This is a genomic window from Citrobacter sp. Cf132 (assembly GCF_030333885.1).
GTDB classification, from domain to species: Bacteria; Pseudomonadota; Gammaproteobacteria; order Enterobacterales; family Enterobacteriaceae; genus Citrobacter; species Citrobacter freundii.
The window spans coordinates 59,014-75,025 of record NZ_JAOWFA010000069.1; the positions used below are offsets into that span (position 1 = coordinate 59,014).

Genomic DNA, 16,012 nt, shown 5'->3' on the forward strand with positions numbered 1-16,012 from the left:
GAGGTTCGAATCCTCCCGGATGCACCATCTTCTCCGAGATAGCAGCAAAACTGTTGTTTCATGGTCTGCGAGATAATCGCGAGCACCAGGAAGGATAACGTTGCTCCAGCAACGGCCCGCAGGGCGAACGCTAGTGAGTCATCCTCCCGGATGCACCATCTCCCCCTTTAAATTATTTCCACATACTCTCTGAACACCCTTCAATTCGCTGTCAGCGACAAAATCAATCAATTACGATAAAATAACGTCTGGTCATTCGGCTTGTGAGAAGACGATGTACGAACGTTATGCGGGTTTGATTTTTGATATGGATGGCACCATCCTGGATACTGAGCCAACGCACCGTAAGGCGTGGCATGAGGTATTGGGGCATTATGGGCTGCGGTTTGATGAACAAGCCATGGTCGCCCTCAACGGCTCCCCAACGTGGCGTATTGCCCAGTCGGTAATTGAATTGAATCATGCCGATCTTGACCCCCATGCCTTAGCGCGCGAGAAAACTGACAAGGTGAAAAGCATGTTGCTGGATAGCGTCCAGCCTCTACCGTTGGTTGACGTCGTGAAAGCCTGGTATGGTCGCCGGCCTATGGCGGTAGGAACGGGGAGTGAAAGCGCAATTGCAGAAGCGCTGCTCGCTCACCTTGGACTGCGTCGCTATTTTGATGCTGTCGTCGCAGCCGATCACGTACAACGCCACAAACCTGCTCCTGATACGTTTTTGCTTTGTGCCGAACGTATGGGGGTTATTCCGGCTCGTTGCGTCGTGTTTGAAGATGCCGATTTTGGAATACAGGCGGCGCACGCTGCGGGAATGGACGCCGTGGATGTTCGGTTATTGTGAGTGATGGACTGTCGCTCCTGTCACTGTTTGCCAGCAGTTTTCTCAGCGCCACGCTATTACCCGGTAATTCTGAAGTCGTTTTAGTTGCTTTGCTGGTCTCCGGGATAAGTCATCCCTGGGTCTTAGTCTTAACAGCAACAATGGGTAATAGCCTTGGAGGGTTAACTAACGTTATCCTTGGGCGTTTCTTTCCTTTGCGTAAAACATCGCGCTGGCAAGAAAAAGCCACTGGCTGGCTGCAGCGCTATGGCGCTGTCACACTATTATTAAGCTGGATGCCGGTTGTAGGTGATTTATTGTGCCTGTTAGCCGGGTGGATGCGCATCTCGTGGGGTCCAGTTCTCTTTTTCTTATGCCTTGGCAAGGCGCTGCGCTATGTTGTTGTCGCAGCGGTTACGACGCAAGGCATTATGTGGTGGCACTAATTGTGTTGTGAGATAGCCTTCAGGGTAACCAATACCATTATGCTAATTAAAACGATTTTGACAGGCGGGAGGTCAATTTGATCCCGGACGTATCACAGGCGCTGGCCTGGCTGGAAAACCATCCTCAGGCGTTAAAGGGGATTCAACGTGGTCTGGAGCGTGAAACGCTGCGTGTTAATGCAGATGGGTCATTAGCAACGACAGGCCATCCTGAGGTGTTAGGCTCAGCGCTAACGCATAAATGGATAACTACTGACTTTGCCGAAGCGCTGCTGGAATTTATCACTCCGCCAGGCGATGACATTGAGAAAATGCTCACATTCATGCGCGACCTGCATCGTTATACCGCCAGAAACCTGGGCGACGAGCGTATGTGGCCGTTGAGCATGCCTTGCTATATTGCCGAAGGCCAGGATATCGAACTGGCGCAGTACGGCACGTCGAACACCGGTCGCCTGAAGACGCTGTACCGTGAAGGCCTTAAAAACCGTTACGGTGCGTTGATGCAGACAATCTCAGGCGTACACTACAACTTCTCGCTGCCAATGGCTTTCTGGCAGGCGAAGTGCGGCGTAACCGAAGGCGAAGATGCTAAAGAGAAGATCTCCGCGGGCTACTTCCGTCTGATCCGCAACTACTACCGTTTTGGTTGGGTGATCCCGTATCTGTTTGGCGCCTCTCCGGCCATTTGTTCCTCATTCCTGCAAGGAAAACCAACAACTCTGCCGTTTGAAAAAACCGACTGCGGGATGTACTACCTGCCGTACGCGACCTCGTTGCGTCTGAGTGATTTGGGCTATACCAATAAGTCGCAAAGCAATCTTGGAATTACGTTTAACGATTTGCATGAGTATGTGGCAGGATTAAAGCGCGCGATTAAGACTCCTTCCGAGGAGTACGCGGCGATCGGTCTGGAGAAAGACGGTAAGCGTCTGCAAATCAACAGCAACGTTCTGCAGATTGAAAATGAGCTGTATGCGCCTATTCGTCCGAAACGCGTCACTCGTCGTGGTGAAACACCATCTGATGCGCTTCTGCGTGGCGGTATCGAGTACATCGAAGTACGCTCGCTGGATATCAACCCGTTCTCACCGATCGGCGTGGACGAGCAGCAGGTGCGCTTCCTCGATTTGTTTATGGTCTGGTGTGCGCTGGCCGATGCCCCGGAAATGAGCAGTGATGAATTGCTGTGTACGCGTAAAAACTGGAATCGTGTGATTCTCGAAGGGCGTAAGCCTGGACTGACGTTAGGTATTGGCTGTGAAACAGCCCAGTTCCCGCTGCCTAAGGTTGGGAAAGATTTGTTCCGCGATCTTAAACGTGTGGCACAAACGCTGGACAGCATCGATGGGGGAGAGGAGTATCAGAAGGTCTGTGATGAACTGGTTGTCTGTTTTGACAATCCTGAACTGACTTTCTCTGCCCGGATCCTACGGTCTATGATTGATGAAGGCATTGGCGGCACGGGCAAAGCGCTGGGTGAGGCTTACCGAAATCTGCTGCGTGAAGAGCCATTAGAAATATTGCAGGAAGCTGAATTTATTGCTGAAACCGAGGCTTCGAAGCGTCGTCAGCAGGAGATAGAAGCGGCTGATACTGAGCCGTTTAGCGTGTGGCTGGAAAAGCACGCTTGATACAAAAGAAAAAGGCCACTCGGGAGTGGCCAAAATTTCATCTCTGAAAACAGGGATGATGATAACAAATGCGCGTCTTTCATATACTCAGACTCGCCCCGGAACAAAGAGTTCAGATTATTTTTAAAAAATTTATCGGAGGTGGCTAAATGCCGTTGTTAGATAGTTTTACTGTCGATCACACCCGGATGGAAGCTCCCGCAGTCCGGGTTGCAAAAACGATGAATACCCCGCATGGCGACGCAATCACCGTGTTTGATCTGCGTTTCTGCATTCCGAACAAAGAAGTCATGCCTGAGAAAGGTATCCATACGCTGGAGCACCTGTTTGCAGGTTTTATGCGTAACCACCTGAACGGTAATGGCGTTGAGATTATTGATATCTCTCCGATGGGATGCCGTACCGGCTTCTACATGAGCCTGATTGGTACGCCGGACGAGCAGCGTGTTGCCGATGCGTGGAAAGCGGCAATGGCGGACGTGCTGAAAGTACAGGATCAGAACCAGATCCCGGAGCTGAACGTTTACCAGTGCGGTACGTATCAGATGCACTCTCTTAGCGAAGCACAGGATATCGCGCGTCATATTCTGGAGCGGGATGTACGCGTGAACAGCAATGAAGAGCTGGCGCTGCCGAAAGAGAAATTGCAGGAACTGCATATTTAGTCTTATTGATTAACTGTTCCAGTATTTAAATTAACCCCGGTTTATGTCCGGGGTTTTTTATTTCGTAATATAATCTATATCTATTATATTTACGACAGGAATATAATTTCAGTTAATTAATGGGTGACCTATTAAATAATAAAACGTGATCTGGTAAACAGAAAATAATGGATAATTAACGATGCCAGCCCACACCGATCACATAAATCAAAAAACATAAATAATTAATAGAAAAACATAATGGAATACGCCAGGTATCCAGGTAATAAAAAGACTCTTTCATCGCTGGTGGATGGGGTTTTTATCAAATCTTATCTGGTATACATTAAACTTTAGGGATAAAAAATGAAGGTGAAATATTTAGCGCTTGTGGTCGGCGCTTGCTTTTCGCATAACCTTTGGGCAGCAAATACCGCTATTGAACAGCGTCTTGTCGAACTGGAGCAGCGCGTGATTAATGCCGAACAGCGAGCCGCAGATGCTGAATCGCAAATTCGCTCGCTGAGACAGCAGCAGGTAGCTGCAGCGCCGACGGTGCAAGTACAGTCTGCTGAACCCTCCGCCTCTACGGAAAATCCACCCAAGTTAACGCTATCCGGTTTTAGCGATATCAAGTTCTATGGCGACGTTGAGTTTAATATGGATGCGGCAAGCCGCTCTGGTAGTCTGACATCAACCAGAACTTCGGCAAATAAAGATTGGGCGCCAGGAACGAATGAACGTTGGGATATCAACGGGCGTCTACTATTAGGGTTTGATGGCTACCAACGACTGAACAACGGTAATTTCGCCGGATTCTCAGTTCAGCCGCTGGCAGACCTGACCGGAAAAATGAATCTCGATGATGCAGTGTTCTTTTTTGGTCAGGAAAAAGACTGGCAAATTAAGGTCGGACGTTTTGAAGCGTACGATATGTTCCCGCTGAATCAGGATACGTTTATTGAATATTCAGGTAATACGGCGAATGATCTTTACAGTGATGGCTATGGCTATATTTATATGATGAAAGAGGGGCGTGGACGTAGCGACAGCGGCGGTAATTTCCTGATCAGTAAAACCATCGATAACTGGTATTTTGAAGTGAATACATTGATGGAAAATGGCAGTACGCTCTATACCGAGAAGCAGTACCACGGGATGGACTTAACCAATGATAAAAACGTGGCTTACGTGCGCCCGGTGATCGCCTGGCAAAATGGGCGTTTCTCGACGGCAGTGGCGATGGAAAGTAACGTCGTTAACAACGCCTACGGCTATTATGAGAACGGGAAGTGGATCGATCAGTCCGATCGTACGGGGTATGGTTTTACCATGACCTGGGACGGACAAAAAACCGATGCGGAAGACGGCGCGGTGATTAACCTGAATACTGCTTATATGGACGCGACCGATGAGACCGATTTTACCGCTGGGGTGAACGCGTTGTGGCATCGATTCGAACTGGGCTATATCTATGCGCATAACAAAATCGAAGCCTTCAATGCTACCAATATAGATGCCGTTTGTGAGAACGATTGCTGGATCACCGATCCCGGCAATTATGACATTCACACTATTCATGCCTCATATTTATTCCCCAATGTGATGGATATGAAAAACTTTAATATCTATCTCGGTGCTTATGCCTCATGGGTTGAGGCCGATCCGAACAATGGCGACAACAGCGAAGATGCTCGTTACGGCGGACGCCTGAGATTCAAATATTATTTCTGATGCTGGCCACAATAAAAAAGGGATCCGCAGATCCCTTTTATCAGATAGTTAGTGCGCTCCACCGCCGCCGCCGCCCGCGCCGAAGGGCGGTTTAGCGAACCACACCAGACCAAGCAAAACCAGGAAGATCCCCGCCGACATCCAGAAGATTTCGTTGGCGGAAATAATCAGACCCTGATTAGTGATCTGCTGAGCTATCCACCCTGACGCCTGCTGGTGCGTCATCCCTAAATCCTGCAGCTTATCGTACATAGCCTGTGCATTTGGGTTGTAGGGGTTAACAGATTCCGTTAGCTGAGCATGGTGCAGCGACTCACGGTTAGTCCACATCGTTGTTGTAATCGATGTACCAATAGAGCCGGCCAGCGTTCGCGTAAAGTTAGACAAGCTCGATGCAGCCGCCAGACGCTCAGGCGGTAAACCGGACAGCGTAATGGTCGTCAGCGGCATAAAGAAGCAGGCTACTGCGAACCCCTGAATAAACTGCGGCCAGGCCGATGCGCCAAAGTCCATACCCGGCTCGAACGTCCACGCACGCCAGTAGAAACAGACGGCGTACATAATAAAACTGAACGTCACCAGCCGACGCATATCCAGCTTGTGCGCGAAGCGGCCGATAATTGGCGACAGGATCACCGGAATAATCCCTACCGGTGCGGACGCCAGACCAGCCCAGGTTGCCGTATAGCCGTATACCTCCTGCAACAGCTGCGGCAGCAAGACGATGGCACCGAAGTAGAGCATATAGGCCAGGCTAATACACAGGCAGCCGATGGTAAAGTTACGCGATTTAAACAGCGAGAGATCGACAATGGGGTGCTCGTCGGTAAGCTCCCAGACGATCAGGAAGCTGATAGCAACCACGGCGACCACCGTCAGGATGATAATCTCCTGCGAGGCGAACCAGTCCAGCTCTTTGCCGCGGTCGAGCATAATCTGCAAACTGCCGATACCGATGACCAGCAGTGCCAGACCAATGGCGTCAATGCGCCGCTGCTCGGTTTTGGTTTCCCGACCGCGCAGGGTTTGCAGGGTCATCAATACCACCGCAGCCCCGATTGGCACGTTGATAAAAAATATCCAGCCCCAGTGATAGTTGTCGCTGATATAGCCCCCCAGAATAGGACCACATATCGGGGCAACAATCACCGTCATCGACCATAGCGCGAGGGCGATGGAACGCTTGGCGGGTGGATAGTTATTCAGCAACAGGCTCTGTGACAGCGGAATTAATGGACCGGCGACAATACCCTGGATTACGCGGAAGAAAATCAGCATGTTCAGGCTGGTGGACATCCCGCATGCCCATGACGCAATGACGAAGGCGATAGTTGACCACATAAAGAGTCTTACTTCGCCAAAGCGTTTTGCCAGCCAGCCGGTGATCGGAATAGAGATAGCGTTCGCCACCCCGAATGAGGTGATCACCCAGGTTCCCTGGCTCAGTGAAGAGCCGAGGTTCCCGGCGATAGTGGGGATCGCCACGTTAGCAATGGTGGAGTCCAGCACCTGCATGAATGTCGCCAGGGACAGCGCGATCGTCATTATGACGAGCTGCGCGCCTTCCAGCGGTTTTTGCTGTTGCATCACACGCACCTTTGAATTAGCCCGCGTTGGCCCGCACGATCTCTTCGATCATCTTATTGACCGGAGCAAGGTCGATTTCACGTGCATTACTTTCTGATACCGGCGTGGTGCGGACCTGGCTTGCCAGAATTTGTCCGTCACGATTGGAGGTATCGACTGTAACCAGCGTAGACAAACCGATCCGCAGAGGATGCTGTGCCAGTTTCTGCGCATCCAGTTCGATACGCACCGGCAGACGCTGGACGACTTTGATCCAGTTCCCGGTTGCGTTTTGTGCTGGCAGCAGGGAGAAGGCGCTGCCCGTTCCCATATCGAGGCCGACAACTTTACCGGTATATTTCACGTCATCGCCATAAATATCGCTGACAACCGTCGCGGGTTGACCAATACGAATGTGGGCGAGCTGTGTTTCTTTGAAGTTGGCATCCACCCACAGGTTGGTGGCCGGAACAACCGCCATTAACGGCGTGGTTGGGCTAATCTGCGCACCAGGCTGTACGGCGCGACGGGATACATAACCGGTCATTGGGCTGACAATTCTGGTACGTTCCAGCGCCAGCCAGGCATCGCGCACTTCGGTGGCGGCCTGTTGTACGGCGGGTTGATCTTCCAGCTTGCTGCCGAGAATCATTGCCTGGTTAGCATTATATTGTTGGATTGCGACATCAAGCTGAGCCTGAGCGCTGGCGACGGCATCACGCGCATGTTGCAGCTCTTCGCGGCCAATCAGGTTGGCGTTGCCCAGCGGGACTCGGCGATTAAAATCGCTTTGTGCCTGCGCCAGAGCTGTTTTCTGCACTTCAATGTTGGCCTGTAACTGCTTGCTGTTGATCATCAACTGGTGCGTCTGACGCACGCTGGAGGCCAGCGCAGTTTTGGCTTTTTCAAATGCCTGTTTGGCATCTGTCTGGTCGAGGGTGACCAGCACATCGCCTTGTTTTACAAAGTCAGTGTTATCAGCCCAGACTTTCGTCACGCTGCCTGATACCTGCGCCATGATTTGAACCTGGTTCCCTGCCACGTACGCATCGTCTGTATCTTCGTAATGACGCAGTACTAAAAACCAATAAATCCCATATGCCACGGCAATGATAATAAAGAGCAAGGTCAGAAGGAGAAGCAGACTTTTACGTTTGCCATTCTTCTTGACCGGTTGCTGCGGGGTTTGAGTCTCCGCATTTGCGCTCATGTTGTTCTCCACGATCTTCTTTTTATTCACATCGGCTGAGCCGACCTGTTTATCAGACAGGCCAGCAGTATGCGTGCTGGCCTGTCGGTTTTTTCATTTATAAATCTGGATTTCTGAGCGAGTCAACGCCTTAGCGCAGCGCTTCTAACACCGCGCCATCCTGCTCCATCTGATCAAGACGGGTCAGAAGTTTACGGGTAATTTGCTCAAGCTGATCTTTTTCGGTGGTGCTAAGAGACGACCAGAGCTGGTGCAGGCAATTATGCTGAGGCGGTAACACCTCTTGCAAAAATGCATGGCCTTTCTCGGTCAATTGCAGATGCAGACAGCGGCGATCGTTATCGCTTTCGCGACGTTCGATCCAGCCACGTTTTTCTAACTCATCCGCGATGCGGGTAGCGTTAGTACGTGACGAGCCAAGCGCACAACTCAGTTCAGAAGGCTGAATACTGTGGTTTTCCTGAGACTCCAGCGTAATCAACGCCATAAACAACGTCTCGTTAATCCCTTGAGCTTTCAGCATCTTATTGCGATTTTCCAGCAGCTTGCCCTGCATGTGCATGCATAGACGAGTCAGAAGCACTTCCTGATAAGGGAACTCTTCGTAGCGGCTGGCGCGAAATTTTAGCATTTGTTCAATGGGCGTAAACGAACTATCCATTTGGGTATAACCTCATTAATTTCAGCCGATATAGTAACGACAGTGACAAATAAAGTAAATGTATTATTAATTTAAAATGATTGTTTTTATCTATAAGACAACCAGCATTTTCCAGGCTAATCCATAGCCCAGAGCACTCAGTAACGTTGGAATGATGATGCTGCGGGTCTTATAGAAGCTTGCACCCAGTATGACAAACCCCACCAGAGTAGGCACGAACCGACGAGCGTCGTGCATCACTTCTGGCGCGGTAGACACCACCAGCAGGGCGCAAATTGATGTAATGCCAATAGTGTCGAGTAATATGCCCGTCGCGCCGCGCTTCGTCGGGCGAACATTGCCGACCCCAAGACGGAGCGGCAAATAGCGAAAACAGTAATTTACGCAGCCCGCCAACAGGCCAAGTAGCAGAACTTCATAGCTCATCAGGACCTCCTTGCCAAAATGACTGGATGAGCGCCGTCAGGCATCCACAGACAATACCTGCAAGGATAGCGGCAGGGATGGAAAACAGCATGACGCCAGCCAGCGCCCCGGCGAGGGCCGCAGTCACGCAAAGCGCCTGTTTTCGTTGGAATGACGCGAGCAGGAAGCTCATAAACAGCGCCGGGAGCATGAAGCCCAGTGCCGCTTCAACCGCCGGGTAATCTTTGAGTAAACCACTGCCGGAAAACGCGCCGAGCACCGTACCAAACACCCAGGAGGCCCAGGAGCATAGCGCAATGCCGATCATCCAGTTTTCACTCCAGCGCCGGTTATCCCGTACCAGTTTCGCCGTTGCAGCGGCAAAGACTTCATCGGTAAGGCCAAAAGCCCACAGCGCGCTTTTGGGTTTACTCAGTCGCTGGGCGATCCGACTACGCAGGGAAGGGCCGTACAAAACATGACGGACATCCATGGCCATGACGGTCAGCGCGGCGACCCACAGCGAACTGCCTGCGGCGAGCATGGTGGTAATGACAAACTGGCTGGCTCCCGCATAGATAATGCAGGAGAAAAAGACGCTTTCAACCGGCGTAAAGCCAAGGCGAGTGGCATTGAGACCAAATGCAAAAGCGACCGGAATGTAGCTGATAACAATTGGCAGGCTGTCTTTGAATCCTTCCGTTAACGTTGCCGAACTGGATTCAGACTGGGGTACAGGGCTTTCCATAGGGTTATAGGTTTCATTACCGAAATTAATATAACTTGGTTCAATGAGTTATAACCTTAGCAGACTGATGGGCTCCTTAACACCCTGTGGAGCCCAATCAGCGGTAAACATGCGTTATACGCTTAATTTACGGCTTCCTGACGGTGAAAACCTCGCCACCAGACCAACAGGTTGAGTATGGCAACGGTCGTACCTGCCAGACAAACGCCAGCCCACCCGGCATGCTGCCAGGCAGAGGCTGAAATCAGCGAACCTGCCGCTCCGCCAATAAAATAGCTGGTCATGTATCCGGCTGTCAGGCGATTACGCGCGTCAGGATGAATGCGATAGATAACCGTCTGGTTGGTGATGTGCACTCCCTGAACGGTGAGGTCCAACACCAGAATACCGATAATCAGCATGGGGACTGAAGCGTGCCCAAACCAAATAGCAAGCCAGGAGAGCAGCAGTAATAGCAGCCCCATAGTTGTGGTCAGGTGGGATTTACCTTTATCGGCAAAACCGCCCGCCGGACGTGCGCCTAACGCCCCTGCGGCACCCGCCAGACCGAACAGACCAATCATTCCTTCCGAATAGTTAAACGGCGGCGCGGCGAGCAAAAACGCCATCGAGGTCCACAGAATACTGAAATTGGCAAAAGTCAGGCAGCCCAGCATCGCGCGGGTACGCAGCAATTTATCGTGAATAAACAGGCTGAATACGGAGCCTAACAGCTGCGGATAGTTGAGATGGGTATCGGATTTCATCTTCGGCAGGCCGCGCCACAGTGCAACCGCCATCAGCGCCATTAATACTGATGCGACCCAAAATACGGTGCGCCAGCCGCCAAGATTCGCCAGTAATCCCGCCACGGTGCGCGCCAGTAGAATACCTAGCAGCAGGCCGCTCATAATCGTGCCGACGACCTTACCGCGCTTGTCCGGTGTGGCAAGCGTTGCCGCCAGCGGAACCAAAATCTGTGCCACTACCGAGAACAGCCCGGTCAGGGCAGTACCGAGGATCAGCATACCCAGCGACTGGCTGCTGGCGGTGATCAGCATGCCACCAGCAGCTAACAGCGTCATGGAGACAATCAGCATCCGGCGTTCAAACATATCGCCGAGCGGCACTAAGAACAGCAGGCCGGCGGCGTAGCCGAGCTGGGCCGAGGTGACGATAAACCCTGCGGTACTGGCAGAGAGCGAAAAGTTGCGCGCGATGGTGTCGAGCAGCGGCTGCGCATAATAGTTACTGGCGACGGCGAGGCCGGTGGCGATAGACATTAACAGGATTAGCGAAGGGCTAAGTCCCTGAGTTGTTTTCGTCATGGTTTTCAACTGAATAATGGATTGCAGAAAACAATCATAACGGAAGTGATTAAATGTTGCTGATTTGTTGAGTGATGGATTGTGCGATTGGAGGAGGGTGGATAGGCCGGATAAGGCGCATCGCGCCACCATCCGGCATTGGTATGGTTATTGTGCCTGATGACGCTACGCTCATCAGGCCTGCGAGTGGGTTATTTCTGCGCGGCCAGCGCTTCGTTCACCCAGCCGTCAAACTGCTGCTGGTGGGCTTTGATCCAGCCGTCAACGTGACCCTGCACGTCGGCTTCAGACGCTTTCCCGTCGTGCATCATTGCGTTTTGCGCGTTGATATCCGCCAGCGGCAGCTTCATGATGGCAAACAGTTTCGCCGCAGCCGGGTTTTTTTCCGCCCAGGCTTTATTGGCGACAATATGCATCGTGTTCACCGGGAAGCCGTAGTTGGCGCCGTTTGGCAGCTTGGTATCAATATCTTTCTGCTCGCCTGGCAGGGAAGAGAACGGCACCTGCAGCCAGACCACATCTTTACCCGGCTTCATTACGTCGCTGACCCAGTACGGTGTCCAGGTGTAGTAAAGAATGGGTTTACCTTCTTTGAAGCGGGTAATGGTGTCAGCCATCATCGCTGCATAGTTACCGTGGCTGACTTCGACGGTTTTTTCCAAATCGAAAGCTTTGTTCTGGTGGTTGATTACTGCTTCACAACCCCAGCCCGGTGAACAGCCCATCATATCGGCTTTTCCGTCACCGTTGGTGTCAAAGATTTTGGCGATCTTCGGATCTTTTAACTGGGCGATATTGGTGATTTTGTACTGCTCAGCGGTTTTTTTGTCGATCAGATAACCCTGTGCGGCACCCGTAACGAATACCCCCTCGCGATAAAACTTTTTGTCTCCGCCCGCCGCGGCGTACATATCATCATGCAGCGGCTGCCAGTTCACGGCGGTAAAAGTTGCATCGCCAGAGGCAATGGAGGTATAGCCGACGTTGTAGTCAACTTCGCTGGTTTTGTTAACGGTGTAACCCAGTTTCTCCAGCGCACGGGCGACTAACTGCGTCTGGAAGGATTCTTCAGAGATAGTGCTCTGGATTGGCTGTACGGTAATGCCTTTGCCCGGCAGGTCGGCAGCGAAAGTGCTGGTGGAGACAAGGGTGGCAAACGCTGTGGCAATAATTGCTTTCTGTCGCATCGTTGTTCCTTAATTATTGGAGGGACGTGTAGGCCCGGTAAGCAATGCGCCACCGGGCAACGGGTGAATTACTTCGTGAAAGGGCGAGTGATAAGCCCAACGGGACCAGTGGTGTACCAGCGACGGTTGCCACGGCTACGCGAATCGCGACCAACGGCCTGCGTCAGGCGATCCAGAATGATGGCGAGGATCACAATCCCAACTCCGCCGACGGTGGCAAGCCCCATATCCAGACGACCAATTCCGCGCAGAACCATCTGACCCAGCCCGCCCACGGCAATCATCGACGCGATGACGACCATTGAGAGCGCCAGCATCAGCGTCTGGTTAACCCCGGCCATAATGGTGGGCATTGCCAGCGGGAGCTGCACTTTAAACAGCATCTGACGTGGGCTGGCACCAAACGAGCGCGAGGCTTCAATCAGATCGGCTGGAACCTGGTTAATCCCCAGAATCGTCAGACGTACGATTGGCGGCAGGGCGAAGATAATCGTCACCACTACGCCCGGGACGTTACCAATACCGAACAACATGACAATCGGCACCAGATAGACAAACGCGGGTGTGGTTTGCATGGCGTCCAGCAGCGGGCGAACAATTTTTGCGGCCCGTGGACTGCGCGCCAACCAGATCCCCATCGGCAGACCGATCACCACGCAGAACAGCAACGCGGTCAACACCAGCGCCAGGGTTATCATGGCCTGCGACCACGCGCCGATGGCACCGATGGCAATCAAGGAAATCAGCGTAGCAACGCCCATCCCAACGCCGGAAATCTGCCAGGCAATCAGCGCGAACAGGATAATCGCCACCGGGGCTGGCATACCTAACAGCAGCTGCTGAAAACCGTTGAGAATGTAATCCACCGGGACACGAATGCCCTGGAAGACCGGACGGAAATGGGTAACGACCCAGTCGATCCCCTCTGTGACCCAGCTGTCCAGCGGGATCAGCGTTTTATGGAACGGATCCATAATATTGAAATGCTCTGGTGCCGGCGCGGGGGCGCTGGTCAGCCAGTCCGCGCCACCGCCATCAGTGGGCGCACCGGATGGCGTGCTCCAGGCATCGGCAGTTTGTGCGGCGCTGTCGGCCGCTGGTGTGGTATCCCACGGATTAGTTTGATCAGCCATTGTTTACCCCCTCACGATCTAAAGCCTGTAACAGCATGCGTTTTGAAATGACGCCCACATACTGCTGTTCCTCATCAACAACCGGCACCGCGCACGGGGCCTGGCCGACATGAGAAAGCAACTCGCTGAGAGGAGTTTGTGCATCTACGGCTAACGGCTCATCGATCAATGCCGCTTCAATACCTTGCGCCTGACTTAACGCTGTTTTTAAGGAGTCGATTGAAACAACGCCAACGAATTTATTGCCGCGTTCGATCACGTAACCATATTCGCGATCTTTGTCCTGCAATAATTGCAGCGCCGAACGTGGGCCCACCCCGGGCGTTTTACGAATTAAACCTTCGGGGCTACGGCGTGAAATATCTTTCGCACTGAAGACCTGGCTAATATCAACGCCGCGGAAGAAGGTGCGTACATAATCATTGGCTGGATTATTCAGGATTTCATCCGGCGTGCCGACCTGGACCACTTCACCGTTTTGCATAATGGCAATTCTGTCGCCAATACGCATAGCTTCGTCGAGATCATGCGATATAAAGACCACGGTGCGTTGATGCTTCGCCTGTAGTTTTACCAGTTCATCCTGCATCTCAGTACGAATTAATGGATCGAGGGCTGAGAAGGCCTCATCCATTAATAAGATATCAGGGTTAATGGCTAATGCGCGGGCGAGGCCTACACGCTGGCGCATACCCCCGGAAAGTTCATCCGGGTATCCGTGAGCATAATTCTCCAGACCAACCTGACGTAGCGCATCTAACGCTTTTTCACGACGTTCATCCGCACCAACACCGGCTAATTCCATGCCGAATGCCGTATTGTCCAGCACCGTCATGTGCGGCATCAGGGCAAAGGACTGGAACACCATCGCAATCTTTTTTCTGCGCACCTCGCGAAGCTCAGCATCGGATATCCGGGCGATGTCTACGCCGTCAATCAATACCTGCCCGCGGGTGGGTTCAATCAGGCGATTGAGAAGGCGTACCATTGTGGATTTACCCGAACCGGATAATCCCATGATGACAAATATCTCGCCTTCTTCAATGGCCAGACTGGCGTTCTTAACGCCAAGCGATAGCCCCGTTTTATCCAGAATCTGCTCTTTTGAAAGTCCTTTTTCAATATATTTGAAGGCTCTCTGGGGATGTTCTCCAAATATCTTATAGAGATTTTTAACTTCTAATTTAATTGCCATGCAATAGAATGATTCCTGTTATTTGTTTATATCGATATATTACCTGATGGAAATAGTGACCTTTTTCTACCCTAACATACTGAGAATCTGAGACAACCCTGAATTTGGTTGTGGCATGAATATTGCCAAAGGCCAGGTGGCGGGACTTCCCATGATATAAGGGCTGAGCGCGAATGTGAGCGGCTTAATATTTTTTGTAAATGGCAATGAAAAATCGCCTGAATTGCTGGAATGCAGGCGAATAATGCGGCTGATATTGAGTGTAGATCACACAATTATATTTGCACGACAAAAGTGTGATCCTGTTAAAATATTTCCGCGAAAAATGTACGGTATTTCCCGTGAAAATGAGTGCTAGAAATTCCAGTCGTCATCTTCGGTTTCGACCGCTTTTCCCATCACATAGGATGAACCGGAACCCGAGAAGAAATCGTGGTTTTCGTCAGCGTTGGGCGACAGCGCGGCAAGGATTGCCGGGTTAACCTCCGCCATTTCAGGCGGAAATAGCGCCTCATATCCCAAATTCATTAATGCCTTATTGGCGTTGTAACAAAGGAAGGCTTTGACGTCATCCACCCAGCCGGTCTCTGCATACAATTCTTCCGTATAACGCGCTTCGTTATCATACAATTCCATCAACAGGTCAAAGGCAAAATGCTTTAACTCTTCGCGTGCTGATTCGGAAATATGCTCCAGACCTTTTTGATATTTATAACCAATGTAATACCCATGAACCGCTTCATCACGAATGATCAGACGAATGAGATCGGCGGTATTGGTCAGTTTACCGCGACTGGAGAAATACATCGGTAACCAGAAGCCAGAATAGAACAGGAAGGATTCCAGAAACACGCTGGCTATTTTTTTCTTCAACGGTTTGTCGCTGGCGTAATGCGCCAAAACGATCTGCGCCTTGCGCTGGAGTGGGGTATTTTCTTCACTCCAGGCGTAAGCTGCATCCACATCTTTGGTCTGGCAAAGGGTGGAGAAAATAGAGCTATAGGAACGGGCGTGCACCGCCTCCATAAAGCTGATATTCGACAGCACCGCCTCTTCATGCGGTGTTAACGAATCAGTCATTAACGCTGGTGCTCCGGCAACATTCTGAATGGTGTCGAGCAGCGTCAGCCCGGTAAAAACGCGGATTGTTAGCTGCTGTTCGGCTGCGTTCAACGTTTGCCAGGCCGGAATGTCATTGGAGAGCGGGACCTTTTCCGGGAGCCAGAAGTTACTGGTCAGACGGTTCCATACCTCAAGATCTTTATCATCCTCAATCTTGTTCCAGTTGATGGCGCTCACGCGGGATAATGTCATTTTCTCCT

General features: G+C 51.5%; 15 protein-coding genes and 1 tRNA gene (1 of these 16 cut by a window edge). 6 read left to right on the forward strand and 10 right to left on the reverse strand.

Going from position 1 to position 16,012, the window contains the following annotated elements:
• From OGV85_RS19555 to OGV85_RS19580, 6 genes are all read left to right on the forward strand, one after another.
• Positions 1-27 (forward strand) — tRNA-Arg (locus OGV85_RS19555); it begins 153 nt to the left of the window's first position.
• 247 nt (positions 28-274) lie between these two features.
• A complete protein-coding gene (yqaB, locus tag OGV85_RS19560; protein ID WP_003037319.1) occupies positions 275-841 on the forward strand; it encodes a fructose-1-phosphate/6-phosphogluconate phosphatase in 567 nt (188 codons plus the stop codon).
• A complete protein-coding gene (locus OGV85_RS19565; protein WP_003037317.1) occupies positions 838-1,266 on the forward strand; it encodes a YqaA family protein in 429 nt (142 codons plus the stop codon). Before yqaB ends, OGV85_RS19565 begins: the two co-directional genes overlap by 4 nt.
• Positions 1,267-1,343: 77 nt before the next feature.
• A complete protein-coding gene (gshA, locus tag OGV85_RS19570; RefSeq protein ID WP_003037314.1) occupies positions 1,344-2,900 on the forward strand; it encodes a glutamate--cysteine ligase in 1,557 nt (518 codons plus the stop codon).
• A gap of 149 nt (positions 2,901-3,049) precedes the next feature.
• A complete protein-coding gene (gene luxS / locus OGV85_RS19575) occupies positions 3,050-3,565 on the forward strand; it encodes an S-ribosylhomocysteine lyase (RefSeq protein WP_003037312.1) in 516 nt (171 codons plus the stop codon).
• A gap of 345 nt (positions 3,566-3,910) precedes the next feature.
• A complete protein-coding gene (locus OGV85_RS19580) occupies positions 3,911-5,278 on the forward strand; it encodes a carbohydrate porin (RefSeq protein ID WP_048218484.1) in 1,368 nt (455 codons plus the stop codon).
• A gap of 48 nt (positions 5,279-5,326) precedes the next feature.
• Here OGV85_RS19580 and emrB read toward each other — a convergent pair whose 3' ends face one another.
• From emrB to nrdF, 10 genes are all read right to left on the reverse strand, one after another.
• Complete coding sequence (gene emrB, locus OGV85_RS19585) at positions 5,327-6,865, reverse strand: multidrug efflux MFS transporter permease subunit EmrB (protein WP_003037306.1); 1,539 nt, start codon at positions 6,863-6,865, stop codon at positions 5,327-5,329.
• 16 nt (positions 6,866-6,881) lie between these two features.
• The gene (gene emrA, locus OGV85_RS19590; RefSeq protein WP_061547637.1) at positions 6,882-8,054 is read right to left on the reverse strand and encodes a multidrug efflux MFS transporter periplasmic adaptor subunit EmrA; all 1,173 of its coding nucleotides are present in this window, start codon (positions 8,052-8,054) and stop codon (positions 6,882-6,884) included.
• Positions 8,055-8,184: 130 nt separating this feature from the next.
• Positions 8,185-8,715: a multidrug efflux transporter EmrAB transcriptional repressor EmrR gene (gene emrR / locus OGV85_RS19595; protein ID WP_003037300.1), complete on the reverse strand. Its 531-nt coding sequence runs from the start codon at positions 8,713-8,715 to the stop codon at positions 8,185-8,187.
• Between the two features lie 90 nt (positions 8,716-8,805).
• Positions 8,806-9,141 carry an L-valine transporter subunit YgaH gene (gene ygaH / locus OGV85_RS19600; protein ID WP_061547636.1) on the reverse strand — a complete coding sequence of 112 codons (336 nt, stop codon included), beginning with the start codon at positions 9,139-9,141 and terminating at the stop codon, positions 8,806-8,808.
• Positions 9,131-9,868 carry an AzlC family ABC transporter permease gene (locus tag OGV85_RS19605; protein WP_003839672.1) on the reverse strand — a complete coding sequence of 246 codons (738 nt, stop codon included), beginning with the start codon at positions 9,866-9,868 and terminating at the stop codon, positions 9,131-9,133. The genes ygaH and OGV85_RS19605 overlap by 11 nt, the downstream gene beginning before the upstream one ends.
• 122 nt (positions 9,869-9,990) lie before the next feature.
• Complete coding sequence (locus tag OGV85_RS19610) at positions 9,991-11,175, reverse strand: MFS transporter (RefSeq protein WP_003037289.1); 1,185 nt, start codon at positions 11,173-11,175, stop codon at positions 9,991-9,993.
• A 191-nt stretch (positions 11,176-11,366) separates the two neighbouring features.
• Positions 11,367-12,362 (reverse strand): glycine betaine/L-proline ABC transporter substrate-binding protein ProX, encoded by a 996-nt coding sequence (gene proX / locus OGV85_RS19615; protein ID WP_003037288.1) that lies wholly within the window; start codon positions 12,360-12,362, stop codon positions 11,367-11,369.
• Between the two features lie 68 nt (positions 12,363-12,430).
• Positions 12,431-13,495, reverse strand: coding sequence for a glycine betaine/L-proline ABC transporter permease ProW (gene proW / locus OGV85_RS19620; RefSeq protein ID WP_003037285.1), 1,065 nt, complete (start codon positions 13,493-13,495; stop codon positions 12,431-12,433).
• Entirely contained in the window at positions 13,488-14,690 is a 1,203-nt protein-coding gene (gene proV / locus OGV85_RS19625; protein ID WP_003037282.1) for a glycine betaine/L-proline ABC transporter ATP-binding protein ProV, read from the reverse strand. The genes proW and proV overlap by 8 nt, the downstream gene beginning before the upstream one ends.
• A 354-nt stretch (positions 14,691-15,044) precedes the next feature.
• On the reverse strand, positions 15,045-16,004 hold the full coding sequence (gene nrdF, locus OGV85_RS19630) for a class 1b ribonucleoside-diphosphate reductase subunit beta (RefSeq protein ID WP_061547635.1): 960 nt from the start codon (positions 16,002-16,004) through the stop codon (positions 15,045-15,047).
• Positions 16,005-16,012: the final 8 nt, after the last annotated feature.